Here is a 24,258-nt window from a genome sequence, read left to right as displayed (position 1 = left end):
CAGATTGTCGCCTGACTCCGGCCCCGGCCCGGACCGAAACCCGTGCATCCTGTCGCGCCGCGGGGTTGCTGGTGGGGCGTCAGCGGCCGTCGAGGAAGTCGAACACCGCGTCGATGTGGTCGTCGAAGTCGCTCAGGCCGTGGTCGCTGCCTTCGAGCAGGCGCATCGGGCAGTCGCGGTAGCGGGCCGCCATCTCGCGCCAGTCGAGCACCTCGTCGCCCTTGGCGATCACCGCGAAGTAGCGCTCGGGGTGCGTCAGCGGCCCGGGCTGCATCGCGCGCAGCTCGTCGACGTACTCGGCGCGGAACCAGAAGCGCTCGCTGCTGTGCCAGGCCTGGATCTCGCCGATGTAGCGCGCGAGGTCGCGCGCGGGGTCCACGGCGGGGTTGAGCAGCACGGCCTTGCAGCCGAGCCGCTCGGCCACCACGGTGGCGTAGTAGCCGCCCAGCGAGCTGCCGATCACGCCCATGCGCTCGACCGGCCAGTCCGCCACGCCGCGCAGCACCTGCTCCAGCGCCTCGGCCGGCGAGGGCGGCAGCTGCGGGCACCACCAGGTGAGCGGGCGTCCCGCCACGCGCAGCCGTTCCACCCGTGCGGCGACCTTCTGCGCCTTGATCGACTGCGGCGAGGAGCGGAAACCATGGAGGTAGAGCAGGTGGGAGAAAGTCACGGCAGCAAGTCTCGGGCAGGAAACGATGGGAGCTGCCGACCAGTCTAGCCCGGGTCACGGACCGTGGCACAGCGCACGGTGGCGGCGTGCACGTCGTCCAGCCCCGGGTTGTCGGGGAGGCAAATCCGGCGGGGCTTCCTATACTGGTCCATGCTTCGTGGCGCGTGCGCGCCACCCGGGTCGGACGACGAGGACAGGCAGTGACACCCATGTCGATGCGTTGGTGGGCTGGCGGCGGATTGGCAGTCCTGCTCGCCGCAGGCGGCTGCGCGACGCATCCGGTCGCCCCGGCGGCCGCCTCCGCCGCGACGCCTGCTGCCGTGCCGGAGGGCCCCGCCGCCCGTCCCGGAGCGACCGCGTTGCGGCCCTTCGACGAGGTGGTGCGCGGCGCGACCGTCACGCCCGGCTTCTTCCCGCTGTGGCGCAAGGACGAGCGCGTGTGGATCGAGGTGCCGCTCGCCCGGCTGGAGCAGCCCTTCCTGCTGTCGGCCAACGTCGCGCGCTCGGTCGGCGAGCGCGGCCTGTACGCGGGACAGATGGACGCCAGCTGGGTGGCGAGCTTCCGGCGCGTGGGCCAACAGATGCAGCTGGTCGCGCGCAACCTCGGCTACCGCGCCGACGGCAACGCGCCGCTGCAGGAGGCGCTGGAGCAGGCCTTCTCCGACAGCCTGCTGGCCTCGACCCCCGTGCTGAGCACCGAGCACCCCGAACGCCGCTCGGTACTGGTCGACGCCAGTTTCCTGCTCGGCGACCTGCCCGGCTATGCGACCCGCATTGAGGCGGCGTTCCGCCTGCAGTACAACCTGGACCGCACCAACTCCTTCTTCGAGCGCACGCAGGCGCATGCCGGGATGAGCACGCTCGCCGTGCGCCTGCATTTCGCCACGCCGCGCCTGCCCGCCAGCGGCCCTGCCCGGCCGCCCGTGACGACGCCGGATGCGCGCAGCTTCTTCGTCGGCTTCGTCTACAGCTTCGCGCGCCTGCCCGAGCAGCCGATGCGCCCGCGCCGCGCCGATCCGCGCCTGGGCCACTTCACCGACGCGCACACCGACCTGGCCGCCGAGGAACGGCGCAACCCGCGGGTGCACTACATCAACCGCTGGCGGCTGGAGAAACGCGACCCCGACGCACCGTTGTCCGAGCCGGTCCGGCCCATCGTGTTCTGGCTGGACCGCAACATCCCGGAGCGCTACCGCGCCGCAGTGGCAGCAGGGGTGCTCGAGTGGAACAAGGCGTTCGAGCGCATCGGATTCAGGAACGCGCTGGTCGTGCGGCAGCAGCCGGCCGACGCCGACTGGGACACGCTGGACGCGCGGCATGCCTCGATCCGCTGGTACGTGGGCGCGGACGCGACCTACGCGCGCGGCCCGCACCACTCCGATCCGCGCACCGGCGAGATCCTCGATGCCGACATCGCGATCGCGGACGTGTTCTCGCGCAGCTCGCGTCGCTTCTTCGCCGAGGAGGCCGGCGCGCGCACGCCCGGCGGGCAGGGCGCGGCACGCCCCGTGCACGAGGACGCGCAGTGCCGGTACGCGGCCGAAGTGGCCGCCGAGCTGGACTTCGCGCTGGACGTGCTCGATGTGCGCGGCCTGCTCGATGCCGCGACACCCGAGGCCGAGGAGACCTTCGTGCAGGAGGTCATCAAGGGCACGGTGATGCACGAGGTCGGCCACGCGCTGGGCCTGAAGCACAACTTCAAGGGCTCCACCGTGGTGCCGCGCGAACGCCTCGCCGACCCCGACTACACCCGCGCGCACGGCATTTCCGGATCGGTGATGGACTACAACGCGTTCAACCTGGCGCTGGCCGGCGAGCCGCAGGGCGCCTACAGCCACGCGACGCTCGGTCCGTACGACTACTGGGCGATCGAATACGCCTACAAGCCGATCGACCCCGGGCGCGAGGCCGAGGAGCTGGCACGCATTGCCGCGCGCAGCGTCGAGCCCGAGCTGGCCTATGCCGACGACCACGATGCGGGCGGCTACGGCGGCTTCGAGGGGATCGACCCGCTGGCCAACCGCTTCGACCTCGGCGACGACCCGCTGGCCTACGCGGCGCGGCGGCTGCGCCTGTCCTACGAGCTGTGGCAGCGCGTGCAGGAACGCGAGCCGCCGTCCGGCGAGGACCCGATGCGGCAGCGTCGCCTGCTGATGAACGGCTTCCGCCAGGTGGCCCGGGCGGCCGAGCTGGCGAGCAAGTACGTGGGCGGCATGGTGCAGGTGCGCGACCTGCCGGGCACCAGCCCGCGCCGCACCTACACGCCGGTCGATCCGGCCCGGCAACGCGAGGCGCTGCGGCTGCTGACCACCGGCCTGTTCAGCACCGACAGCTTCCGCTTCCGTCCCGAGTTCCTGAGCAGCCTGCCGCCCGACTACCTGGACCGCCGCACGGAAGGGCCGGTGAGCGTGCCCGACGCCGTGCTCGGTGCCCAGGCCGCGGCGCTGGACCGGTTGCTGAGCGGCGGCGTGGCGCGCCGCCTGCTGGACCTGCCCAACTACCTGGGCGAGCGCGCAGCGCAGGCGATCTCGCTGCACGAGGTCTACCGTACGGTGCAGGACGCGGTGTGGAGCGAGCTGCGCGCCGGCACCGACATCGACCGGCTGCGCCGCAACCTGCAGCGCGAGCACCTCAGGCGCGTGGCCGTGCTGCTGACGCGCGGCTCGGCCGAGCTGCCGCCCGATGCCCTGAGCCTGCTGCGCTACAACGCGGTGCACCTGCAGGCGCAGCTGCGCCGCGCCGCGGGCAACCGGCGCCTGTCGGTCGAGACGCAGGCGCACCTGCAGGACAGCCTGGCGCTGCTCGGCGAGGCGCTGAAGGCCTCGATGACGAGAAGCTGAAGCGCGTCGGCGCGGCGGCGTTCAGCCGGCGCGCTGCGCGAGGGCGGCCAGCAGCTTCGCGTGGATGCCGCCGAAGCTGCCGTTGCTCATGCACAGCACGTGGTCGCCCGGCCGTGCTGCGGCGACCACGCGCTCGACCAGCGCGTCGATGCTGTCCTCGACCCGGGCGCGCCCGCCCATCGGCGCGAGCGCCTCGGCCGCATCCCAGCCGAGGCCGCCGCCGTGGCAGAAGGCGAGGTCGGCCTGTTCCAGCGCCCACGGCAGCTGCGACTTCATCGTGCCCAGCTTCATGGTGTTCGAGCGCGGCTCGAACACCGCCAGGATGCGCTGCGCGCCGACCTTGCGGCGCAGCCCGTCGACCGTGGTGCGGATGGCCGTCGGGTGGTGGGCGAAGTCGTCGTAGACCTTCACGCCGCCGGCCTCGCCGCGCAGCTCCAGCCGGCGCTTGACGTTGCGGAAGGTCGCCAGCGCCGCCGCGGCCTCGGCCGGTGCGACGCCGACGTGTTCGGCCGCCGCGATCGCGGCCAGCGCGTTGAGCTGGTTGTGCTCGCCCAGCAGCGCCCATGCGACGCGCGCGACGGGCTGCCCGGCCTTGAGCACGTCGAAGGCCTGCGGGTCGCCCGCGGCGCTCCAGCCGTCCGCGACGCCGAAGCGCACCGTCTCGCTCCAGCAGCCGCGCTCGAGCACGCGCTGCAGCGAGGCCTCGCGGCCGTTGACCACCAGCCGTCCCGAGCCTGGCACCGTGCGCACCAGGTGGTGGAACTGTTTCTCGATCGCCGCCAGGTCCTCGAAGATGTCCGCGTGGTCGAACTCGAGGTTGTTGAGCACCGCGGTACGCGGCCGGTAGTGCACGAACTTGCTGCGCTTGTCGAAGAACGCGGTGTCGTACTCGTCCGCCTCGATCACGAACGGCGCGCGCCGTCCCTCGGGCGCCGGCGTGCCCAGGCGTGCCGAGACACCGAAGTTCTCCGGCACGCCGCCGACCAGGAAGCCCGGCTGCCGGCCGGCGTGCTCCAGGATCCAGGCCAGCATCGAGGTCGTGGTGGTCTTGCCGTGCGTGCCGGCCACGGCCAGCACGTGGCGGCCCTGCAGCACGTTCTCGGCCAGCCACTGCGGGCCGCTGATGTAGGGCAGCCCGGCTTCCAGGATGGCTTCCATCAGCGGGTTGCCGCGCGTGACCACGTTGCCGATCACCCAGACGTCGGGCCGCAGCGCCAGCTGGTCGGGCGTGTAGCCCTCGATCAGGTCGATGCCGAGCGCGCGCAGCTGGTCGCTCATCGGCGGGTAGACGCCGGCGTCGCAGCCCGTGACGCGGTGGCCGGCCTCGCGGGCCAGTGCGGCGATCCCGCCCATGAAGGTGCCGCAGATGCCGAGGATGTGCAGGTGCATCGGATGCTCGAATGAAGCGCCGGCCGCACGCGGCGGCCGGCAGGATCTCAGCGCAGGGCCTCGCGGGCTGCGGCCAGCGTGGCGTCGATGTCGGCCGCGCCGTGCGCGGCGCTGACGAAGCCGGCCTCGTACAGGGCCGGGGCGAGGTAGACGCCGCGCTCCAGCATGCCGTGGAAGAAGCGGTTGAAGCGCTCCTTGTCGCTGGCCATGACCTGCTGGTAGTTCTGCGGCAGCTGCTCGAGGAAGAAGAAGCCGAACATGCCGCCCTCGCTGTCGGCGACCAGCGGCACGCCCGCCTCGCGCGCCACCTGGGCCAGCCCGTCGACCAGCGTGCGGGTGCGCTGCGCGAGCGCCTCGAAGAAGCCCGGGCGCTGGATTTCCTTCAGCGTGGCCAGGCCGCAGGCGGTGGCCACCGGGTTGCCCGACAGCGTGCCGGCCTGGTAGACCGGGCCGGTCGGGGCCAGGTGCTGCATCACCTCGCGCGGGCCGCCGAAGGCCGCCAGCGGCATGCCTCCGCCGATCACCTTGCCGAACACGCTGATGTCCGGCCGGAAGCCCGGGATCAGCTGCGCGTACAGCCCCTGCGCGCCGTGCAGGCCGACGCGGAAGCCGGTCATCACCTCGTCGAGCACCAGCAGCGCGCCGTGCCGCGTGCACAGCTCGCGCAGCCGGGTCATGAACGGCACGCTGGCGCGCACGAAGTTCATGTTGCCGGCGATCGGCTCGACGATCACGCAGGCCAGCTCGGCACCGTGCAGCGCGAAGGCCTGCTCGAGCTGCTCGACGTTGTTGTATTCCAGGACCAGGGTGTGCTGCACCACCTCGGGCGGCACGCCGGCGCTGGTCGGGTTGCCGAAGGTCGCCAGGCCCGAGCCGGCCTTGACCAGCAGCGCGTCGGCATGGCCGTGGTAGCAGCCCTCGAACTTGATGAGTTTCGGCCGGCCGGTGACGCCGCGCGCGAGGCGGATCGCGCTCATCGCCGCCTCGGTGCCGGAGCTGACCAGGCGCACCTGGCCCATCGACGGCACCAGCTTGAGGATTTCCTCGGCCAGCTCGATCTCGCGCTCGGTCGGCGCGCCGAACGACAAGCCCTCGTCGGCGGCCTTGTGCACGGCCTCGAGCACCGCCGGGTGTCCGTGGCCCAGGATCATCGGGCCCCAGGAGCCGATGTAGTCGATGTAGCGCCGGCCTTCGGCGTCGTAGACGTAGGCGCCTTCGGCGCGCTGGATGAAACGCGGCGTGCCGCCCACCGCGCGGAAGGCACGCACGGGAGAGTTCACGCCGCCCGGGATGACGCGCTGTGCGCGCTCGAACAGGGCTGCGTTAGTGGACATGTCGGGGATCTTGCGAAGTTTCGGCGTCGTCGGCGCCTTCCTGGGCCTCGCCGCCTTCCTCGGGCGGCTGGGCCCAGAAGAAGCGGTCGGGCACGACCGAGCCCATGCCGGGCCGGAAGCCGGCGTCCAGCGTCTGGTCCAGGAAGGCCAGCGCCTCGGACACGGCGATGTGCAGCTCGGCGCCGTTGGCCAGCATCGCGGCCAGCGCGGCCGACAGCGTCTCGCCGGCACCGATGAAGGTGGTGTCGAAGCGTTCGAACTTCTCGCCGGTGATCGCCCCCTCGGGCGAGGCCAGCACGTTGTCGACGTAGTGGTCGGGCAGCTGCACGCCGGTGACCAGCACGAAGCGGGTGCCGTGGTCAGCCGCAGCCATCGCCAGCTCGCGCGGCGAGGCCGGGCGGTCCGCGTCCCATTCGGGCAGCAGGAAGTCGGTCAGCGTCTTGTGGTTGCCGACCAGCACCTCGGTCTGCGGCAGGATCAGCTCGCGGAAGGCCTCGTGGTAGGCCTCGTGGGCGGCCTCGTCCATCCAGGACAGGTTGGGCAGGTGCGTGACCAGCGGGACGTCCGGGTAGTCGCTCAGGACCTCGGCGACCGCGCTGACGCCCTCGGCGCTGCCGAGGAACCCCACCTTCCAGGCCGAGATCGCGGCGTCTTCCAGGATGCTGCGCGCCTGCTCGACGATGGCGTCGTCGTCGATGGTGTGGTGGTCGAAGACCTCGGCCGTGTCACGGATCAGCACCGCGGTGACCACGGGCAGGGGATGGGCCCCCATCGCGCACAGGGTGGCGACGTCGCCACCCGTCCCCCCGGCCCCGCTCGGGTCGTTGGCGTTGAAGGTCATCACGCACGGCGGACCGGTCAGGTCCTGGGCCGGATCTTGCGGCGTCTCTAGGGGGGCGGATTCAGTGGTCATGGGAAGCCGGTTGGGCTACGTGATGCAGAGACAGGATTCACGTGAACAATCACGTGTAAGTTCGCACAAACCCTCGCGGTTTCGTGTATTCGTAAGGCTACAATGGCTCGCATCATTGTAGTGAAACTGATACAAAGTGAGCGAGTCTCGAACTTGGATGTGCCTGATCTGCGGATGGATCTATGACGAGGCCGCCGGCGACCCCGAGCATGGCATCCCGCCCGGTACCCCCTGGGCCGAAGTGCCGATGAACTGGACCTGTCCCGAATGCGGCGCCCGCAAGGAGGACTTCGAGATGGTTCAGATTTAGCCGACGCAAACCTGTCACGCAAGTCGTTGAGGAGAGGGGTCAGTGAGCGATAACGCGACGAACGCAGGCGCCACCACGAAGGTGCTGGTGATCGACGACAGCAACACGATACGTCGCAGTGCCGAAATCTTTCTGAAGCAAGGTGGATACCAGGTGGTGCTGGCCGAGGACGGCTTCGACGCACTGGCCAAGGTCAACGACCATGAGCCCGACCTGATCTTCTGCGACATCCTGATGCCCCGTCTGGACGGCTACCAGACCTGCGCCATCATCAAGCGCAACCCCAAATTCTCCCAGGTCCCGGTGATCATGCTGTCGTCCAAGGACGGCCTGTTCGACAAGGCCCGTGGGCGCATGGTGGGCTCCGAGGACTACCTGACCAAGCCGTTCACCAAGGATCAACTGCTCCAGGCCGTGGAGCAATACAGCAGTCGGGCGACTTAATACACAGACTGACGGCGCGGTGCCGCATCACAATCATCCGCCCGTACACATTGTAAGGAAGAGGCCGCCTCGATGCGGCAACGAGTGAGGAACTGAGTCATGCCAGTCAAGAAGATCCTTTTGGTGGACGATTCGAAAACGGAGCTGCACTTCCTTTCCGAGCTGCTGACCAAGAAGGGTTATTCGGTGCGCACCGCGGAGAACGGCGACGAAGCCATGCGTCGCCTGGCCGAGGAAAAGCCGGACCTGATCCTGATGGACGTCGTCATGCCGGGCCAGAACGGCTTCCAGCTGACCCGCTCCATCACCCGCGACCCCAACTACGCGGACGTGCCGGTGATCATGTGCACCAGCAAGAACCAGGATACCGACAAGGTCTGGGGCATGCGCCAGGGCGCGCGCGACTATGTCGTCAAGCCGGTCGATCCTGATGAACTGATCGCCAAGATCCGCGCGTTCGACTGACCCGTCCGGGCGCAACCGTACAGCACGACCGGACGCCCGCGCGCGATCCCACAGGACCACAGGCGAGACGAATGGCGAAAAAAGAAGCGCTGCGTGAGTTGCAGAGCCGGCTGGCCGAACGTTTGCAGGCGGCCCGTAGCGAGGCTCGCACGGCCAACTGGCTGGCGGTGGAATCGGCCGGCCAGGGGTTCCTGCTGCCGTTGTCCGAGGCCGGCGAGATCTTTCCCTTTGGCGCTTACGTGACGGTTCCCCATACCAAGTCCTGGTTCCTCGGCGTGGCGAACCTGCGCGGCGGCCTGCACGGGTTGGTGGACCTGGCAGGCTTCCTGGGCTTCAGGAACACCGCCTCGACCGTGGCGCCGTCGGACAGCCTGCGAGAGCAGGCCCGCCTGGTGGCCTTCAACCCGGCGCTGGAAGTCAACTGCGCCCTGCTGGTCGAGCGGCTGGCAGGGCTGCGCAGCAAGGAACAGCTGCAGGCGGAAGCCGACGACGGCCGGGTGCGGCCGTCGTTCGTGGGTGGACGCTACCGCGACGGCCAGGGCCGCCGCTGGCAGGAGCTGAGCCTCAGCGCGTTGGCCGGCGACGAGGCCTTTTTGAAGATCGTGGGCTGATCGGTCCCGAATTCGAGCGAGAGCTAGAGGGAAATATGGGGTTCTTCAACAAGTTCAAAGGTTTGGGCAGCAAGTCGTCCGCAGACGACGGGCCGGACGCGTCGTTCGATGGAGGGACCCAGGCGCTCGGCGATCTGCCGCTGCCGGGCCCTGGCGGCGCGGCGGCGCTGGACCGCGCACCGGTGTCGACCGTCGCCAGCGATTCTTCGATGATCTCCGAAGCCGCCCCGTCCGAGCTGCCCGGCGAGTTCGCCGAGACCCGCACGGCCAGCTTGGAGGGCGAGGCCGGCGGCGTGGCGATGCCGGTCATCGGGCACCTGCCGTCCAACACCCAGCAGCGCGTGCTGTGGTCGCTGACCGGTGCCGGCCTGCTGGGCCTGGTGCTGGTGGTGTTCCTGGCACAGACGTCGGCCAACCGCGTCGCGGCCCAGGTGGGTGCCACCGGCCAGGCGCTGATGCAGTCGCAGCGGCTCGCGAAGTCCGTGTCGCAGGCGCTGGTGGGCAGCCCCCAGGCCTTCCCCGAGGTCAAGGAAAGCGTGACGGTGCTGGTGCGTGACGCCCGCGGCCTGCGCCAGGGCGATGGGGCCACCGGCCTGCAGCCGGCCTCGCCCGCGGTGCAGGAGGTGCTCGCGCCGCTGATGCCGCTGGTCGACCGCGCCGAGAAGAACGCCACCACCGTGCTCGAGCAGCAGCAGATCCTGACCCAGGTCGGCCAGGCGCTGCGCGCGATCAACCGCCAGTCGTCGGACCTGCTGGAGATCGCCGAGACCATCTCCTCGCTCAAGCTGCAGCAGAACGCCTCGCCCGCCGAGATCTCCGCCGCCGGCCAGCTCGTGATGCTGACCCAGCGCATCGGCAAGTCGGCCAACGAGTTCCTGACGATGGAAGGCGTGAGTCCCGAGGCGGTGTTCCTGCTGGGCAAGGACCTGAACTCCTTCCGCGAGATCGCCGAGGGCCTGAAGGACGGCAGCCCCGAGCTGCGCCTGCCCGGCACCCGCGACGAGCAGACCCGCGAGCGGCTCGAGGCGCTGCTGGAGCTGTACGAGCAGACCCGCACGCAGGCCGGCGCGATCCTGGGCAACCTGCAGGGCCTGGTGTCCGCGCGTGAAGCGCAGGCGTCGATCATCGCGGACAGCGAACCGCTGCGCAAAGGCCTGGAAGCGGTGCAGGAGCGCCTGTCGAACGAAGCCGGCTTCGGTACCGCCAACCTGATCTTCGTCGCGGTCTCGCTGCTGCTGGCGCTGCTGGGCATCGCCGGCCTGGCCTATGCCTACATCCAGGACCAGCGCCAGCGCGCCCTGATCGCCGAGCAGCAACGGCTCGAGGCCGAGCGCCAGGAGCAGGAAGCCAAGCGCGTCAACGACGCCAACCAGGCGGCCATTCTGCGGCTGATGAACGAACTGCAGACGGTGGCCGAGGGCGACCTGACGCAGCAGGCTACGGTGACCGAGGACATCACGGGCGCGATCGCCGACTCGGTGAACTACACCGTGGAAGAGCTGCGCACCCTGGTGGCCCAGGTGCAGGGCACGGTGGCGCGCGTGACCGAGACCACGCAGCAGGTGGAAGCCACGTCGACCGAGCTGCTGGCCGCCTCGACCGAGCAGCTGCGCGAGATCCGCGAGACCGGCGAGTCGGTGCTGCAGATGGCCAACCGAATCAACGAGGTGTCCGCGCAGGCCCAGCAATCCGCGCAGGTGGCCCGCCAGTCGCTGCAGGCCACGGCCCAGGGCCGCGCGGCGGTGGAAAACGCGATCGGCGGCATGAACGCGATCCGCGAGCAGATCCAGGAAACCTCCAAGCGGATCAAGCGGCTGGGCGAATCGTCGCAGGAGATCGGGGAAATCACCGAGCTGATTTCCGACATTACCGAGCAGACCAACGTGCTGGCGCTGAACGCCGCCATCCAGGCCGCCTCGGCCGGTGAAGCGGGCCGTGGCTTCTCGGTGGTGGCCGAGGAAGTGCAGCGGCTGGCCGAACGCTCGGCGGACGCGACGCGCCAGATCGCGGCGCTGGTGAAGACCATTCAGACCGACACGCAGGACGCCGTGGCGGCCATGGAGCGCTCGACCCAGGGCGTGGTCGAGGGGGCCAAGCTGTCCGACGCGGCCGGTGCCGCCCTCGGCGAGATCGACCGCGTGTCGCGCCAGCTGGCCGACCTGATCGAGCAGATCTCGGCGCAGGCGCTGCGCGAAGCCGAATCGGCGAACGTGGTGGCCGGCAACATCCAGCACATCTTCGCGGTGACGGAGCAGACCGGTGAAGGTACGCGTTCGACGGCCCAGCTGGTGCGCGAGCTGTCGAAGTCCGCGGAAGAGCTGAAGCAGTCGGTGGCACGTTTCAAGATCAACTGATCGCCGCAGGGACAAGGGGCGGCCTGGCCGCCCCTGCTTGCACTGGGACCTGGTTTTGACCGAGAGAGGCATCCCCCGGGAGCACTGGATGGACAGCAACCGCGACACGATGACCAGCGACGACCTGAGCTCCCTGGCTTGGGTGCAGGAGGAGCTGCGCAAGTCGCTCGATGCCGCGCACAAGGCGCTACGCCGCTTTCTGAAGGAATTCGAGGGCGCGTCCGGCTCGGACGTCGACGACGTCGACCCGGCCGTGCTGCGCACCGCGCGCCAGCAGCTGCACCAGGGCGTGGGCGCGCTGGAACTGGTCGGCATGCCCGCGGCCGCCACGCTGCTGCGCGCCTCCGAGGCCGCGGTGCAGCGCTTCGTGCAGAAGCCGCAGAAGCTCAACGCTGCGGCGGTCGAGGCGATCGAGCGCGCGTCCTTCGGCCTGCTGGACTACCTGTCGCGCGTGCTGTCGGGCAAGAAGGTCTCGCCCGTCTCGCTGTTCCCGCAATACCGTGACGTGCAGGAGCTGGCCGGCGCCGACCGCGTGCACCCGGCCGACCTGTGGAACTACGACTGGCGCTGGGCCGAGCTGCCGGCCGTCGGCCAGGCCGACGAGCGCCAGGCCGACGAAGCGACCAAGCTCGAGATCGAGAAGCTGCTGCTGGCGCTGATGCGCGGCTCGGCTGCCGCGGCCACGCAGATGAGCGAGCTGTGTGCCGGCCTGGCGGCCGGGCGCGTGAGCCCGCAGGTGGCCACCTTCTGGCGCCTGGCCTCGGCCTTCTTCGAAGGGCAGGCCAAGGGCGTGCTGCGCTCGGACCTGTACACCAAGCGTGTCGCCTCGCGCATCCTGGCGCAGTTCGGCATGCTCGAGCGCGGCGAGTCGGCCGTCTCCGAGCGGCTCGCGCAGGACCTGCTGTTCTTCTGCACCCAGTGCACCGCGGTCGACCCGGCGGTGGCGCCGCGCCTGGCGTCGGTGCGCCAGGTCTACGGCCTGGACGCCATCGAGCCGGTCGACTACGAGGTCTCCTACCTGGGCCGCTTCGACCCGGCGCTGCTGACGCAGGCGCGCAAGCGCGTGGCCGCCGCCAAGGATTCCTGGTCGGCGGTGGCCGGTGGCGAGATGCACCGGCTCAGCGGCCTGAACGAGCAGTTCACGCTGGTCGGCGAATCGCTGCGCAAGATCTACCCGGCCGGCGAGGCGCTGGCGCAGGCGTTGCAGCATGCCGTGCAGCAGACCGTCGAGAGCAACGCCAGCCCGGCGCCCTCGCTGGCGATGGAAGTGGCCACCAGCGTGCTCTACCTGGAAGCCTCGCTGGAAGACCTGGACTTCGACCATCCCGACCAGGAGAGCCGCACCCGGCGCCTGGCCGAACGCATCGAGGCGGTGCGCGGCGGCGCCGCGCCGGAGCCGCTCGAGCCGTGGATGGAGGAGCTGTACCGGCGCGTCTCGGACCGCCAGACCATGGGCAGCGTGGTGCAGGAACTGCGCAGCGCGCTGACCGAGGCCGAGAAGCACATCGACCAGTTCTTCCGCAACCCGGCCGACCGCAGCGTGCTGCTGCCGGTGCCCGGCCAGCTGACCGCGATGCGCGGCGTGCTGTCGGTGCTGGGCATGGACCAGGCCTCGCAGGCGGTGCTGAAGATGCGCGAGGTGGTCGACGAGCTGATCGCCACCGAGGTCGACCCGGTGCGCGCCGCCGAGGCCGGCACCTTCGACCGGCTGGCGGGCAACCTCGGCGCGCTGGGCTTCCTGATCGACATGCTCAGCTACCAGCCGCAGATGGCGAAGTCGCTGTTCCGGTACGACGCGGAACAGGGCGAGCTGCGGCCGGTGATGGGCCGCTCGGGCGCGCGCCGCGACGCGGCCGAGGCCGCCGCGCCGGCGCCGACGCTGATCGAGCCGCGGCTGATCGAGCAGGCGCAGACCCTGGGCGAGACCGTGCAGCGCGAGGACGTGCCGTTGCAGGACGTCTCCGAAGGGCTGCTGAAGCTGTCGCAGGAGGCCATCGTGGCCGACCAGCCGGCGCTCGCCGCGTCGGTGGTGAGCGCCCAGGCCGCGGTCGAGCAGGCCGCGCGCGGCCAGGCCGATGCGCAGGAGGCGCGCGCCCAGGTCGCGCAGGCAATGGCGGACTTCGTCGCCACGGCCTCCGATGCCTCGACGCTGGAGCCGCTGCCGCCCGCACCCGTTCCCGCGCCGGCCCCGGTGGCCGCGCCGGCCCCGGCGGCTGCTTCCGGGCTGGAGGAAGACGACGAGATGCGCGAGGTCTTCCTGGAAGAAGCCCGGGAAGTGATGGCCAACGCGCACGAAGGCCTGCGCGAGCTGCAGCGCACCCCGGACGACCTCGAGCAGCTGACGCTGGTGCGTCGCTCGTTCCACACGCTCAAGGGCAGCTCGCGCATGGTCGGCCTGAACGACTTCGGCGAGGCCGCCTGGGCCTGCGAGCAGCTGTACAACGCCTGGCTGGCCGACCAGCGGCCGGCCAGCGAGGACCTGTTGGGCTTCACCGGCGAAGCGCTGGCCTACCTTGGCGCCTGGGTGGAGGAAATCGCCGCCGGTGCCCAGCCGGCTCACCAACCGGCGCCGGTGCGCGCGGCCGCCGATGCACTGCGCCTCGAAGGCCGCCGCGTGCCGCTGGCTGCCGATGCCGTCGCCCCGGCGGTGGCCGAGGTGGCCCCGGTGGTCGCCGCGGAACCCGCACCGGCTCCCGCGACGGTACCCGAGTCGGTGGCGGCCCCCGAACCGCTGCCCGAACTGAGCCTGGACCTGGGTGCCTTCGAAGGCGGTGCGGCCGAACCTGCACCGGCCCCGGTGGCCGAAGCGGCAGACCTGTCGCTCGACATCGACCTGCCGGCCGACGCCCCGGCGCTGCCCGAGGTCGAGACGCTGGAGTCCTTCGACCTTCCCACCGAGCCGTCCGAGCTGGCCACCTCGACCGTGCCGGCCGAGCTGCCGCCGCTGGAGGTGTCGTTCGACCTGGACCTGGGGGCCCTGGAGGGCGGCGCGCCTGCCGCGGTGACCGAACCGGAGCAGCCGCCGGCCGCGCCCGAACCCGCCGCGGCCCCGGTGGCCGAAGCCGCTGCGCCCGAGGCGCCGGCCGCCGCCGAGGAGCCGAGCAGCGACCAGGTCAAGGTGGTCGGCCCGCTGCGCATCGCGATCCCGCTGTTCAACATCTACCTCAACGAGGCCGACGAGCTGTCGCGGCGCCTGACCACCGAGGTCGCCGAGTGGGCGATGGAGCTGCATCGCCCGATCGGCGAGACGCCGATCGCGCTGGCCCACTCGCTGGCCGGCAGCTCGTCGACGGTGGGCTTTGCCGACCTGTCGCAGCTGGCGCGCCGCCTGGAGCACGCGCTGATGCGCTCGCAGGCCATCGGCCGTGGCACGCCCGAGGAGGCGCGCCTGTTCGTCGACGTGGCCGAGGAAATCCGCCGCCTGCTGCACCAGTTCGCCGCCGGTTTCCTGAAGGAGCCGCAGCCCGAGCTGCTCGAGCGGCTGGCGCAGCACGAGGTCGAGTCGGCCCGCCTGCTCGAGGAGGTCAACGCCCGCCTGCAGCGCGACGACGTGCCGAGCACCGGCGGGCTGGAGCGTCCGGAAGAGACGCTGCGCATCGAGGTCGATGCCCCGCAGGACGAGGCCGCGCTGCCGGTCGACCTGGCCCTGCCTGACCCGTCCGGACCGCCGGCCGGCCCTGCCGCGGAGGTGACGGCCGAGGCGGTGCCGGTCGAGCCCGCGCCGGTTGTGCCGGCGGTCGAGCCCCCGGTGGCATCGCAGCCCGCGCCGGCCGTCGAGCCGGTCGCCGCAGCCCCGGCGCCCGCCGCGCCGGCCACATCCTTCGCGCCGCTGACCATCGGCCAGGCCGAGTTCCGCGAGCTGACCGACCTCGACCCGCAGGCGCCGCCGGCCACCCACGTGACCGGGCTGCCCGGCGGGGTGGACATCGACGACGACATCGATGCGGTCGACGTGGTCGATCCCGACCTGTTCCCGATCTTCGAGGAAGAAGGGCAGGAGCTGCTGCCGCAGCTGGCGGCACAGATGCGTGACTGGCTGCAGCAGCCGCAGGAGGCGCGCCATGCGCACGCCTGCATGCGCACGCTGCACACCTTCAAGGGCGGCGCGCGCCTGGCCGGGGCGATGCGCCTGGGCGAGATGGCGCACCGCCTGGAGACCGCGATCGAGAAACTGCTGGCCGGCGCCGAGGTGACGCTGGCCGACGTCGAGCCGCTGCAGGGGCGCGTCGACGCGCTGGCGGCGGTGTTCGAGGCGCTGCGCTCGCACGACGCCCAGGCCTATGCCGAGGCCACCGCGGCGGTGCAGCCGCTGCCGGTCGAGGCGCCGGCGGCGCTGGTCGAGGAGCATGCGCCCGAAGGCGAATTCCACACCTCCGGCGCGATGCCGCTGCAGCCCGAACCGGCGCCTGCGGTGCCGGCCGAGGCGGTGCCCGCGCCCGAAGCGCCGGTGCCGGCCGCCGAGCCCCAGCCGGCCGCCGACGCCGGCGAGGCGATCGACTGGTCGCGCTTCCTCGCGCCGCAGGCGCTCACGGCCGAGGGCCAGGCCGCGGCCCGTCCGGCGGCCACCGGCCCGACCCATCACGCGGCGGTGCGCGTGCGCGCCCAGCTGCTCGACCGCCTGGTCAACCAGGCCGGCGAGGTGAGCATCACCCGCGCGCGGCTGGAGTCCGAGGTGAGCCAGATCAAGGGCTCGCTCAACGACCTGACCGACAACCTGGAGCGCCTGCGCCAGCAGCTGCGCGACATCGAGCTGCAGGCCGAGACGCAGATGACCTCCCGCATGGAGGCCGCCAAGGCCGAGGGCCATGCGTTCGACCCGCTGGAATTCGACCGCTTCACGCGCTTCCAGGAGCTGACCCGCATGATGGCCGAGTCGGTCAACGACGTGGCCACCGTGCAGCGCACCCTGCAGCGCGCGCTGCAGGTCACCGAAGACGAACTGGCCGCGCAGGCGCGCCTGACGCGCGAGCTGCAGGACGACCTGCTGCGCACCCGCATGGTGGAGTTCGAGGGCCTGTCCGAGCGCCTGTACCGCGTGGTGCGGCTGGCCGCGAAGGAAACCGGCAAGCAGGTGCGGCTGGACATCATCGGCGGCAGCATCGAAATCGACCGCGGCGTGCTGGAGCGGATGACCGCGTCCTTCGAGCACCTGCTGCGCAACTGCGTGACCCACGGCATCGAGTCGCCGCAGGAGCGCGCGGCCAAGGGCAAGGACCCGGTCGGCACCATCACCGTGTCGCTGCACCAGGAAGGCAACGAAGTCTCGATCGAGTTCCGCGACGACGGTGCCGGCCTGGACCTGGCGAAGATCCGCAACCGCGCGGTGCAGATGAAGCTGCTGGCCGAGGATGCCCGGCCGGGCGACGCCGAGCTGGCCAACCTGATCTTCACGCCGGGCTTCTCGACCGCCGAGACCGTGACCGGCCTGGCCGGCCGCGGCATCGGCATGGACGTGGTGCGCTCGGACGTCAACGCGATGGGCGGCCGCATCGAGACCGCGACCCGCGCCGGGCAGGGCACCAGCTTCAAGCTGGTCGTGCCGCTGACGACGGCGGTCACGCAGGTGGTGATGATGCGCTGCGGCCAGGTGGTCGTCGGCGTGCCGTCCAACCTGGTCGAGATCGTGCGCCGTGGCTCGCCCGAGGAGCTCGCCGCCTGCTACGAAAGCGGCGTCTACACGATGGGCGGGCAGGCGATGCCGTTCTTCTGGCTGGGCGCGCTGCTGCAGTCCAGCCCGCGCGGCACCGAGATCGGCCGCACCGTGCCGATCATCGTGATCCGCAGTGCCCAGCAGCGCATCGCGCTGCACGTCGACGAAGTGCTGGGCAACCAGGAAGTGGTGGTGAAGAACCTGGGGCCGCAGCTGTCGCGCCTGCCTGGCCTGGCGGGCATGACGCTGCTGGCCTCCGGGGCCGTCGCGCTGATCTACAACCCGGTGGCGCTGGCCACGGTGTACGGCGAGGAAGCCCGCGCGATGACCGCGGCGTCGCTGACGCCGCAGGCCCAGGCCGCGGCGCAGCAGGCCGCCCAGGAGGCCCAGCCGGAGGCGCCCGTCGCGCCGCTGGTGCTGGTGGTCGACGATTCGCTGACGGTGCGCCGCGTCACGCAGCGCCTGCTGGCGCGCGAAGGCTACCGCGTGGTGGTCGCCAAGGACGGCCTCGAGGCGCTGGAACGCCTGGCCGAGGAACGTCCGGCCGTGGTGCTGAGCGACATCGAGATGCCGCGCATGGACGGCTTCGACCTGGTGCGCAACATCCGCGGCGACGCCCGCCTGGCGCACCTGCCGGTGATCATGATCACCTCGCGCATCGCGCAGAAGCACCGCGACTATGCGGCCGAGCTGGGCGTGAACCACTACCTCGGCAAGCCGTACAGCGAAGAGGAGCTGCTGGCGCTGATCCGGCGCTACACCGCCGAAGCGGAGGCCGTGCCGGCCTCGGCCTGAGGCCGTCCCGCCGCGCCGGCGGCGCCGCGTGTCCCGGGCTGCTTGCAGATGCCGAAGGCCATCGACCATCTCGCCGCGCTCACGGGCTACCGTGACCGCGACCTGCTGGACGTGACGCTGGCCCATGCGCTGACCGACCTGCTGCGCCCGCGCGGCGTGGCGGTCTGGAAGCTGGTCGGCGAGGGCGAGCAGGCCCGCTGGCTGCTGCGTGCCCGGCTCGAAGCGGGCTAGGCCACCGCCGTCTCCGACCCGCCCTGGGTCGCCTACGAGGACCTGCCGCCGCGCGACAGCGCGCCGCTGCGCTGCGACTGCCCGCGCACGCAGGCGGTGCTGCGCGGCGAGACCGACGAAGGCGCCTGCTTCACGCTGTTTCCGCTGATGGCCGAAGGCGAAGCGGTCGGGGTCGTCGAGGTGTGCAGCGACCAGCCGCCGGGTGCTGCCACGCTGCGCCTGGTCAGCAGCATCCTGCGCATCTACCGCAACTTCCATGGCCTGCTCGACTACAGCGAGCGGGACATGCTGACCGGCCTGCTCAACCGCAAGACCTTCGACGAGGCCTTCCTGAAGATCATCCATGCGCCGCCGCCGGCCGTGGCGGCGGGTGACGAGCGCCGGCAGGCGCTGACGGCCACGCGGCACTGGCTGGGGGTGGTGGACATCGACTACTTCAAGTCCGTCAACGACCGCTTCGGTCACCTGATCGGCGACGAGGTGCTGCTGCTGGTCGCGCGCGTCCTGCGCCACACCTTCCGCTACCAGGACCGGCTGTACCGCTTCGGCGGCGAGGAGTTCGTCGTGCTGTTGCGCTGCGGGAGCGAGGCCGATGCGGCCGGCGCGTTCGAGCGCCTGCGGCAGAACCTGGAGAACTTCGCGTTCCCGCAGGTCGGCCGGGTCACCGCCAGCATCGGCTTCACCGAGGTGCAACCGGGCGACGCGCCCAGCGCCGCCTTCGAGCGGGCCGACCAGGCCGTCTACCACGCCAAGCAGCACGGCCGCAACCAGGTCTGCGGCTACGACGACCTGGTGCGCCGCGGGCTGCTGCGGCGCGGTCCCCGCGTGGGCGACGTGGAGCTGTTCTGAGTAGCGGGGCGCTCAGCGGCCCGTGCGTGCCGCCGCGTAGCGCCGCAGCGCGCGCTGCCGCGCGTCCTCGTGCGAGACGACCGGTTCCGGGTAGTCGCGGCCGAGCACCACGCCGGCGGCCTCCAGTTCCACCGGACTGGCCTGCCAGGGCGCGTGCAGCAGCGCATCGGGCAGGCGGGCGAGCTGTGGCAGGTAACGGCGGATGAAGCGGCCCTGCGGGTCGAAGCGGCGGCTCTGCGTGACCGGGTTGAAGATGCGGAAATACGGCTGCGCGTCGCAGCCGGTGGAGGCAGCCCATTGCCAGCCGCCGTTGTTGGCGGCCAGGTCGTAGTCGTTGAGCTTCCCGGCGAAGTAGCGCTCGCCGCGGCGCCAGTCGATGCCTAGGTCCTTGACCAGGAAGCTGGCCGTGATCATGCGCAGCCGGTTGTGCATGTAGCCGGTCTGGTTCAGCTGCGCCATCGCCGCGTCCACGATCGGGTAGCCGGTGCGCCCGGTGCACCAGGCCTCGAACAGCCGGTCCGCGTGGCGCCCGCGCTCCCAGCGCACGTGCTCGTATTCGGGCCGCCAGCTGTGCGCCACCACGTGCGGGTGGTGGTGCAGCACCTGGTGGAAGAAGTCGCGCCAGACCAGCTCGCCGAGCCACGCCTCGGCGCCGCGCGAGCCGGCTGCGGCGCGTTCCCAGGCCAGGCGCGCCACCTCCCGGATCGAGACGGTGCCGAAGCGCAGGTGCACCGAGAGGTAGCTCGGTCCCTTGAGCGCCGGGTAGTCGCGTGTCTCGTGGTAGCGGTCGATGCGCTCGAGGAAGTCATCCAGCAGCTGGTGGCCGCCCTCGGTGCCGGTGGGCACCTTGAGCGCGCGCAGGTTGGTCGGCTCGAAGCCGAGGTCCTGCAGCGTGGGCAGCGGGCGGCGCCAGTGCGCCGGCAGCGGCGCGAGTGCCTGCGCGTGGCGCTCCACCGGCCAGGGCTGCAGGTCGGCCGGCGCGAGCTGCTTCAGCCAGGCCTTGCGGTAGGCACCGAACACGCCGTAGGCCGTGCCGGCGGCGGACAGCACCTCGTCGGCCTCGAACACCACGATGTCCTTGACCGTGTGCAGCACCACGCCCAGGTCCGCGAGCAGCCCGCGCACCCGGGCGTCGCGCTCGCGCGCCTGCGGCTCGTAGTCGTGGCTCGCATAGACCGCCTGCACGTGCAGGTCGACCGCCAGGCGCGGGATCCACTCGGTGGGCCGCCCGTGCACGACGATCAGGCCCGTCTCCGGCCGGCCGTGGCGCCGGCCCAGCTCGCGCAGCTGTGCATCGAGGCTTTCCAGGCTGTCGCGGATGAACTCGACGCGCCGGTCGGCCCGCGGCAGGGGGTCGAGGATCGTGGCGTCGAACACGAAGGCGCACCAGACGCGGCGCGCCGCCTTCAGCGCGTGGTACAGCGCGGCGTGGTCGTGGGCGCGCAGATCGCGCCGGAACCACACCAGGGCCGAGTCGAGCGCCTTGTCCATGGAGCCCCATCTTGGCAGAGGAATAGAATCCGCGCATGGCCGCCAACCCTGCCAGCATCAACCTCACCAACCAGTTCCTGATCGCCATGCCCGGCATGGCCGACGACACCTTCGCCGGCGCCGTGGTCTACATGTGCGAGCACACGGACAAGGGCGCGCTCGGGCTGGTGATCAACAAGCCGATCGACATCAAGCTGCGCAACCTGTTCGAGAAGGTCGAGCTGCCGCTCGACCGCGAGGACCTGGCCGACGCCCCGGTGTACTTCGGCGGCCCGGTGCAGACCGAGCGCGGCTTCGTGCTGCACGAGCCGGTGGGCGGGCACTACAGCTCGTCGCTGACGATTCCCGGCGGGCTGGAGATGACCACCAGCAAGGACGTGCTGGAAGCCCTGTCCAACGGCGCCGGCCCGAAGAAGGTGCTGGTCACCCTGGGCTACAGCGGCTGGAGCGCCGGCCAGCTGGAGGACGAGATCGCCCGCAACGGCTGGCTGACCGTTTCCGCCTCGCCCGAGATCATCTTCGACACCCCGGTCGAGCTGCGCTACGAACGCGCGCTGTCGCTGCTGGGTGTCCACCCCGGCATGCTGATGCAGGAGGCGGGGCACGCATGAGCCCCGCACGGCCGCCCGAAGGGGCGAATCCCCTCCCGGAGGGGGAGGCGCGTCGCCCGCGTCCGCCCGCCACCTTCCTTGCCTTCGACTACGGCCTCAAGCGCGTCGGCGTGGCCAGCGGCAACTCGCTGACCGGCACCGCGCAGCCGCTGCGGACCATCGCGGCCGAGGGCGACGCCCGCTTCGTGGCGATCGCCCGGTTGATCGACGAATGGCGCCCCGACGCGCTGGTGGTCGGCGTGCCGTTCCACCCGGACGGCGCCGCGCACGAGAACACCGCCCGCGCGCAGCGCTTCGCGCGCCAGCTGCACGGCCGCTTCCGGCTGCCGGTGCACGAGGTCGACGAGCGCTACAGCACCACCGAGGCGCTCGCCTCGGGCGCCGCGGATGCAGACGCCGCGGCGGCCTGCATCATCCTCGAACAGTTCCTGCGAACGAGCACCCCATGAGCACCCTGCACCTCGACGCCGAAGCGCTGTACCTCGACCTGAAGAACGGCATCCGCCCGCTGCTCAAGCCCGACGGCGTGCTGGTGGGCATCTGGTCGGGCGGCGCCTGGCTGGCCGAGCGCCTGCAGTCCGACCTGGCGCTGCCCGGCGAGCACGGCGTGATCAGCAGCGCGCTGCACCGCGACGACTTCGCGTCGCGCGGGCTGGCCGGCGGCGGCGACCACACCCGGCTGCCCTTCGACGTGAAGGACCGCCACATCCTGCTGATCGACGACGTGCTCTACACCGGCCGCACGACGCGCGCGGTGCTCAACGAGCTGTTCGACTTCGGCCGCCCCGCGAGCGTGACGCTGGCGGTGCTGGTCGACCGTGGCGGACGCCAGCTGCCCATCGAGCCGGCCTTCTCGGCGGCGCGCATCTCGCTGCCGCCCACGCAGCGGCTGTCGCTGACGCGGGACGAGCGTGGCCGCTTCAGCTTCGACATCCAGGCCGTGTCGCTCTGACCCGGGGCGACGCCCAAGAACGAGACCTTTCCCGAGGCCGTCATGCTTCCTACCCGCAATCCCCAGCTCAACAAGCACGGCGAGCTGATCCACCTGCTGTCCATCGAGGGCCTGCCCCGGCAGGTGATCCACCACATCCTCGACACCGCGAGCACCTTCCTCAGCGTCAACGAGCGCGAGGTGAAGAAGGTGCCGCTGCTGCGCGGCAAGAGCGTGTTCAACCTGTTCTTCGAGAACAGCACGCGCACGCGCACCACGTTCGAGATCGCCGCCAAGCGCCTGTCGGCCGACGTGCTCAACCTCGACATCGCGCGCTCGTCCACCGCCAAGGGCGAGAGCCTGCTCGACACCATCGCTAACCTGTCGGCCATGCACGCGGACATGTTCGTCGTGCGGCACAGCGAGTCGGGCGCGCCGTACCTGATCGCCGAGCACTGCGCGCCGCACGTGCACGTGGTCAACGCCGGCGACGGCCGCCACGCCCACCCGACGCAGGGCCTGCTCGACATGTACACGATCCGCCACTACAAGAAGGACTTCAGCAACCTGACGGTGGCGGTGGTCGGCGACATCGTGCACTCGCGCGTGGCACGCTCGGACATCCATGCGCTGACGACGCTGGGCGTGCCCGAGGTGCGCGCGGTGGGCCCGAAGACCCTCGTGCCGGGCGACCTGCGCGAGATGGGCGTGCGCGTGTGCCACGACATGATCGAAGGCATCCGCGACGCCGACGTCATCATCATGCTGCGCCTGCAGAACGAGCGCATGAGCGGCGCGCTGCTGCCCTCGGCCGGCGAGTACTTCAAGAACTTCGGCCTCACGCCCGAGAAGCTGGCCTGCGCCAAGCCCGACGCGATCGTGATGCACCCGGGACCGATCAACCGCGGCGTCGAGATCGACTCCGCCGTGGCCGACGGCAAGCAGAGCGTGATCCTGCCGCAGGTGACCTTCGGCATCGCGGTGCGCATGGCCGTGATGTCCATCATCGCCGGCAACGAGGCCTGAGCACGCAACAGAGGCTGCAACCATGAAGATCCTGATCAAGAACGGCCGCCTCGTCGACCCGGCCTCCCAACTCGACCGCACCGGCGACGTCGCGATCGCCGCCGGGCGCATCGTCTCGCTCGGCACCGTCAGCGGCGAGTTCACTCCCGACCGCGTCATCGACGCCACCGGCCTGGTGGTCGCGCCCGGCCTCGTGGACCTGTCGGTGCGCCTGCGCGAGCCGGGCCACGAGCACGAAGGCATGCTGGAAAGCGAGATGGCCGCCGCGGTGGCCGGCGGCGTGACCAGCATGGTCTGCCCGCCCGACACCGACCCGCCGCTGGACGAGCCCGGCCTGGTGCAGATGCTCAAGTTCCGCGCGCGCAACCTGAACCAGCTGCGCCTGTACCCGCTGGGCGCGCTCACGCGCGGCCTGGCCGGCGAGGTGCTGACCGAGATGGCCGAGCTGACCGAAGCCGGCTGCGTCGGCTTCTCCCAGGCCGACGTGCCGCTGAAGGACACCCAGGTGCTGATGCGTGCGCTGCAGTACGCCTCGACCTTCGGCTACACGGTCTGGCTGCGCCCGCAGGACGCCTACCTCGGCAAGGGCGTGGCCGCCAGCGGCCCGGTGGCCACGCGGCTGGGCCTGCCCGGCGTGCCGGTGGTGGCCGAGACCATCGCGCTGCACACCATCTTCGAGCTGATGCGCGTCACCGGCGCGCGCGTGCACCTGTGCCGCATCAGCAGCGCGGCCGGCCTGGCGCTGGTGCGCGCCGCCAAGGCGGAGGGGCTGCCGGTGACCTGCGACGTCAGCATCAACAACCTGCACCTCACCGACGTCGACATCGGCTACTTCAACGCCGCGATGCGGCTGACGCCGCCGCTGCGCCAGCAGCGCGACCGCGACGCGATCCGCCAGGCACTGGCCGACGGCACCATCGACGCGCTGACCAGCGACCACACGCCGGTCGACGAGGACGCCAAGACGCTGCCGTTCGGCGAGGCCGAACCGGGCGCCACGGGCCTGGAGCTGCTGCTGAGCCTGGCGCTCAAGTGGGGCGAGGAGCAGGGCATCGGCCTGCTGCGCACGCTGGGTGTCATCACGAACGAGCCGGTACGGGTGCTGGGCGAGGCGATCGGCTCGCTCGGCTCGAGCGCCGGGCGCCTGGTCGAAGGCGGCGTGGCCGACCTGTGCCTGTTCGACCCCGAGGCCCGCTGGGTGGTCGAGCCCGCCCAGCTCAGGAGCCAGGGCCGCCACACGCCGTTCAACGGCTACGAACTGCCCGGTCGGGTGCGCTGTACCGTGGTGGCCGGCCAGGTCGCCTACGAGTCCGGCCTGCCGGGGGCCTGAGCGCAGCCGCCGCG

19 protein-coding genes are annotated in these 24,258 nt (G+C 71.3%); 14 read left to right on the top strand and 5 right to left on the bottom strand.

All coding sequences use genetic code 11. The features are described from left to right. Nucleotides 1-79: 79 nt before the first annotated feature. The gene (locus IS481_RS14480) at nt 80-670 is read right to left on the bottom strand and encodes a YqiA/YcfP family alpha/beta fold hydrolase (RefSeq protein ID WP_104357846.1); all 591 of its coding nucleotides are present in this window, start codon (nt 668-670) and stop codon (nt 80-82) included. A 359-nt stretch (nt 671-1,029) separates the two neighbouring features. Between IS481_RS14480 and IS481_RS14475 the strand changes: the two genes are divergently transcribed. Continuing rightward, complete coding sequence (locus tag IS481_RS14475) at nt 1,030-3,510, top strand: zinc-dependent metalloprotease (protein WP_170067472.1); 2,481 nt, start codon at nt 1,030-1,032, stop codon at nt 3,508-3,510. A gap of 21 nt (nt 3,511-3,531) precedes the next feature. Here IS481_RS14475 and mpl read toward each other — a convergent pair whose 3' ends face one another. The 3 genes from mpl to thiD are packed head-to-tail and all read right to left on the bottom strand — an operon-like array spanning nt 3,532 to nt 7,146. Further along, the gene (gene mpl / locus IS481_RS14470) at nt 3,532-4,899 is read right to left on the bottom strand and encodes a UDP-N-acetylmuramate:L-alanyl-gamma-D-glutamyl-meso-diaminopimelate ligase (protein ID WP_104357848.1); all 1,368 of its coding nucleotides are present in this window, start codon (nt 4,897-4,899) and stop codon (nt 3,532-3,534) included. 47 nt (nt 4,900-4,946) lie between these two features. Beyond that, nucleotides 4,947-6,233, bottom strand: coding sequence for a glutamate-1-semialdehyde 2,1-aminomutase (gene hemL, locus IS481_RS14465; RefSeq protein WP_104357849.1), 1,287 nt, complete (start codon nt 6,231-6,233; stop codon nt 4,947-4,949). Continuing rightward, nucleotides 6,223-7,146, bottom strand: a complete 924-nt coding sequence (gene thiD, locus IS481_RS14460) for a bifunctional hydroxymethylpyrimidine kinase/phosphomethylpyrimidine kinase (RefSeq protein ID WP_232529310.1) — start codon at nt 7,144-7,146, stop codon at nt 6,223-6,225. The genes hemL and thiD overlap by 11 nt, the downstream gene beginning before the upstream one ends. Nucleotides 7,147-7,303: 157 nt before the next feature. Between thiD and IS481_RS14455 the strand changes: the two genes are divergently transcribed. The 8 genes from IS481_RS14455 (at nt 7,304) to IS481_RS14425 (ending at nt 18,855) form a co-directional block, all read left to right on the top strand. Beyond that, a complete protein-coding gene (locus IS481_RS14455) occupies nt 7,304-7,456 on the top strand; it encodes a rubredoxin (protein WP_104357851.1) in 153 nt (50 codons plus the stop codon). 42 nt (nt 7,457-7,498) lie between these two features. Then, nucleotides 7,499-7,900 carry a response regulator gene (locus tag IS481_RS14450; RefSeq protein ID WP_104357852.1) on the top strand — a complete coding sequence of 134 codons (402 nt, stop codon included), beginning with the start codon at nt 7,499-7,501 and terminating at the stop codon, nt 7,898-7,900. A gap of 99 nt (nt 7,901-7,999) precedes the next feature. Beyond that, entirely contained in the window at nt 8,000-8,365 is a 366-nt protein-coding gene (locus IS481_RS14445; RefSeq protein ID WP_104357853.1) for a response regulator transcription factor, read from the top strand. A gap of 71 nt (nt 8,366-8,436) precedes the next feature. Then, the gene (locus IS481_RS14440; protein WP_104357854.1) at nt 8,437-8,976 is read left to right on the top strand and encodes a chemotaxis protein CheW; all 540 of its coding nucleotides are present in this window, start codon (nt 8,437-8,439) and stop codon (nt 8,974-8,976) included. Between the two features lie 35 nt (nt 8,977-9,011). After that, on the top strand, nt 9,012-11,330 hold the full coding sequence (locus IS481_RS14435; protein WP_419186854.1) for a methyl-accepting chemotaxis protein: 2,319 nt from the start codon (nt 9,012-9,014) through the stop codon (nt 11,328-11,330). A gap of 88 nt (nt 11,331-11,418) precedes the next feature. Beyond that, a complete protein-coding gene (locus IS481_RS14430) occupies nt 11,419-17,775 on the top strand; it encodes a hybrid sensor histidine kinase/response regulator (RefSeq protein WP_104357855.1) in 6,357 nt (2,118 codons plus the stop codon). A gap of 48 nt (nt 17,776-17,823) precedes the next feature. Further along, nucleotides 17,824-18,006 (top strand): hypothetical protein, encoded by a 183-nt coding sequence (locus IS481_RS18415; RefSeq protein ID WP_232529308.1) that lies wholly within the window; start codon nt 17,824-17,826, stop codon nt 18,004-18,006. Between the two features lie 96 nt (nt 18,007-18,102). After that, nucleotides 18,103-18,855 carry a GGDEF domain-containing protein gene (locus IS481_RS14425; protein ID WP_232529307.1) on the top strand — a complete coding sequence of 251 codons (753 nt, stop codon included), beginning with the start codon at nt 18,103-18,105 and terminating at the stop codon, nt 18,853-18,855. A gap of 12 nt (nt 18,856-18,867) precedes the next feature. Here IS481_RS14425 and IS481_RS14420 read toward each other — a convergent pair whose 3' ends face one another. Continuing rightward, nucleotides 18,868-20,346 carry a cryptochrome/photolyase family protein gene (locus IS481_RS14420; protein ID WP_104357856.1) on the bottom strand — a complete coding sequence of 493 codons (1,479 nt, stop codon included), beginning with the start codon at nt 20,344-20,346 and terminating at the stop codon, nt 18,868-18,870. Between the two features lie 35 nt (nt 20,347-20,381). On the opposite strand from IS481_RS14420, the gene IS481_RS14415 reads away from it, so the two are divergent. Genes IS481_RS14415 through IS481_RS14395 form a run of 5 tightly spaced genes read left to right on the top strand, consistent with a single transcriptional unit; the run spans nt 20,382 to nt 24,244 of the window. Next, a complete protein-coding gene (locus IS481_RS14415; protein ID WP_104357857.1) occupies nt 20,382-20,957 on the top strand; it encodes a YqgE/AlgH family protein in 576 nt (191 codons plus the stop codon). After that, on the top strand, nt 20,954-21,406 hold the full coding sequence (ruvX, locus tag IS481_RS14410) for a Holliday junction resolvase RuvX (protein ID WP_104357858.1): 453 nt from the start codon (nt 20,954-20,956) through the stop codon (nt 21,404-21,406). Before IS481_RS14415 ends, ruvX begins: the two co-directional genes overlap by 4 nt. Then, the gene (gene pyrR / locus IS481_RS14405) at nt 21,403-21,909 is read left to right on the top strand and encodes a bifunctional pyr operon transcriptional regulator/uracil phosphoribosyltransferase PyrR (RefSeq protein WP_104357859.1); all 507 of its coding nucleotides are present in this window, start codon (nt 21,403-21,405) and stop codon (nt 21,907-21,909) included. The genes ruvX and pyrR overlap by 4 nt, the downstream gene beginning before the upstream one ends. 42 nt (nt 21,910-21,951) lie before the next feature. Beyond that, nucleotides 21,952-22,914 carry an aspartate carbamoyltransferase catalytic subunit gene (locus IS481_RS14400; protein ID WP_104357860.1) on the top strand — a complete coding sequence of 321 codons (963 nt, stop codon included), beginning with the start codon at nt 21,952-21,954 and terminating at the stop codon, nt 22,912-22,914. Between the two features lie 22 nt (nt 22,915-22,936). Beyond that, nucleotides 22,937-24,244, top strand: a complete 1,308-nt coding sequence (locus IS481_RS14395) for a dihydroorotase (RefSeq protein WP_104357861.1) — start codon at nt 22,937-22,939, stop codon at nt 24,242-24,244. Nucleotides 24,245-24,258: the final 14 nt, after the last annotated feature.

Origin of the sequence: Caldimonas thermodepolymerans (assembly GCF_015476235.1) — a bacterium.
In the GTDB taxonomy this organism is placed as follows: domain Bacteria; phylum Pseudomonadota; class Gammaproteobacteria; order Burkholderiales; family Burkholderiaceae_C; genus Caldimonas; species Caldimonas thermodepolymerans.
This window is presented reverse-complemented; position numbering and strand designations above follow the sequence as displayed.

Bases quoted from the DNA above. Each gene is read 5' to 3' on its own strand.
- mpl (WP_104357848.1), bottom strand. From the start codon at position 4,899: ATGCACCTGCACATCCTCGGCATCTGCGGCACCTTCATGGGCGGGATC.
- hemL (WP_104357849.1), bottom strand. From the start codon at position 6,233: ATGTCCACTAACGCAGCCCTGTTCGAGCGCGCACAGCGCGTCATCCCG.
- thiD (WP_232529310.1), bottom strand. From the start codon at position 7,146: ATGACCACTGAATCCGCCCCCCTAGAGACGCCGCAAGATCCGGCCCAG.
- IS481_RS14455 (WP_104357851.1), top strand. From the start codon at position 7,304: ATGTGCCTGATCTGCGGATGGATCTATGACGAGGCCGCCGGCGACCCC.
- IS481_RS14445 (WP_104357853.1), top strand. From the start codon at position 8,000: ATGCCAGTCAAGAAGATCCTTTTGGTGGACGATTCGAAAACGGAGCTG.
- IS481_RS14440 (WP_104357854.1), top strand. From the start codon at position 8,437: ATGGCGAAAAAAGAAGCGCTGCGTGAGTTGCAGAGCCGGCTGGCCGAA.
- IS481_RS14435 (WP_419186854.1), top strand. From the start codon at position 9,012: ATGGGGTTCTTCAACAAGTTCAAAGGTTTGGGCAGCAAGTCGTCCGCA.
- IS481_RS14430 (WP_104357855.1), top strand. From the start codon at position 11,419: ATGGACAGCAACCGCGACACGATGACCAGCGACGACCTGAGCTCCCTG.
- IS481_RS18415 (WP_232529308.1), top strand. From the start codon at position 17,824: ATGCCGAAGGCCATCGACCATCTCGCCGCGCTCACGGGCTACCGTGAC.
- IS481_RS14420 (WP_104357856.1), bottom strand. From the start codon at position 20,346: ATGGACAAGGCGCTCGACTCGGCCCTGGTGTGGTTCCGGCGCGATCTG.
- IS481_RS14415 (WP_104357857.1), top strand. From the start codon at position 20,382: ATGGCCGCCAACCCTGCCAGCATCAACCTCACCAACCAGTTCCTGATC.
- ruvX (WP_104357858.1), top strand. From the start codon at position 20,954: ATGAGCCCCGCACGGCCGCCCGAAGGGGCGAATCCCCTCCCGGAGGGG.
- pyrR (WP_104357859.1), top strand. From the start codon at position 21,403: ATGAGCACCCTGCACCTCGACGCCGAAGCGCTGTACCTCGACCTGAAG.
- IS481_RS14400 (WP_104357860.1), top strand. From the start codon at position 21,952: ATGCTTCCTACCCGCAATCCCCAGCTCAACAAGCACGGCGAGCTGATC.
- IS481_RS14395 (WP_104357861.1), top strand. From the start codon at position 22,937: ATGAAGATCCTGATCAAGAACGGCCGCCTCGTCGACCCGGCCTCCCAA.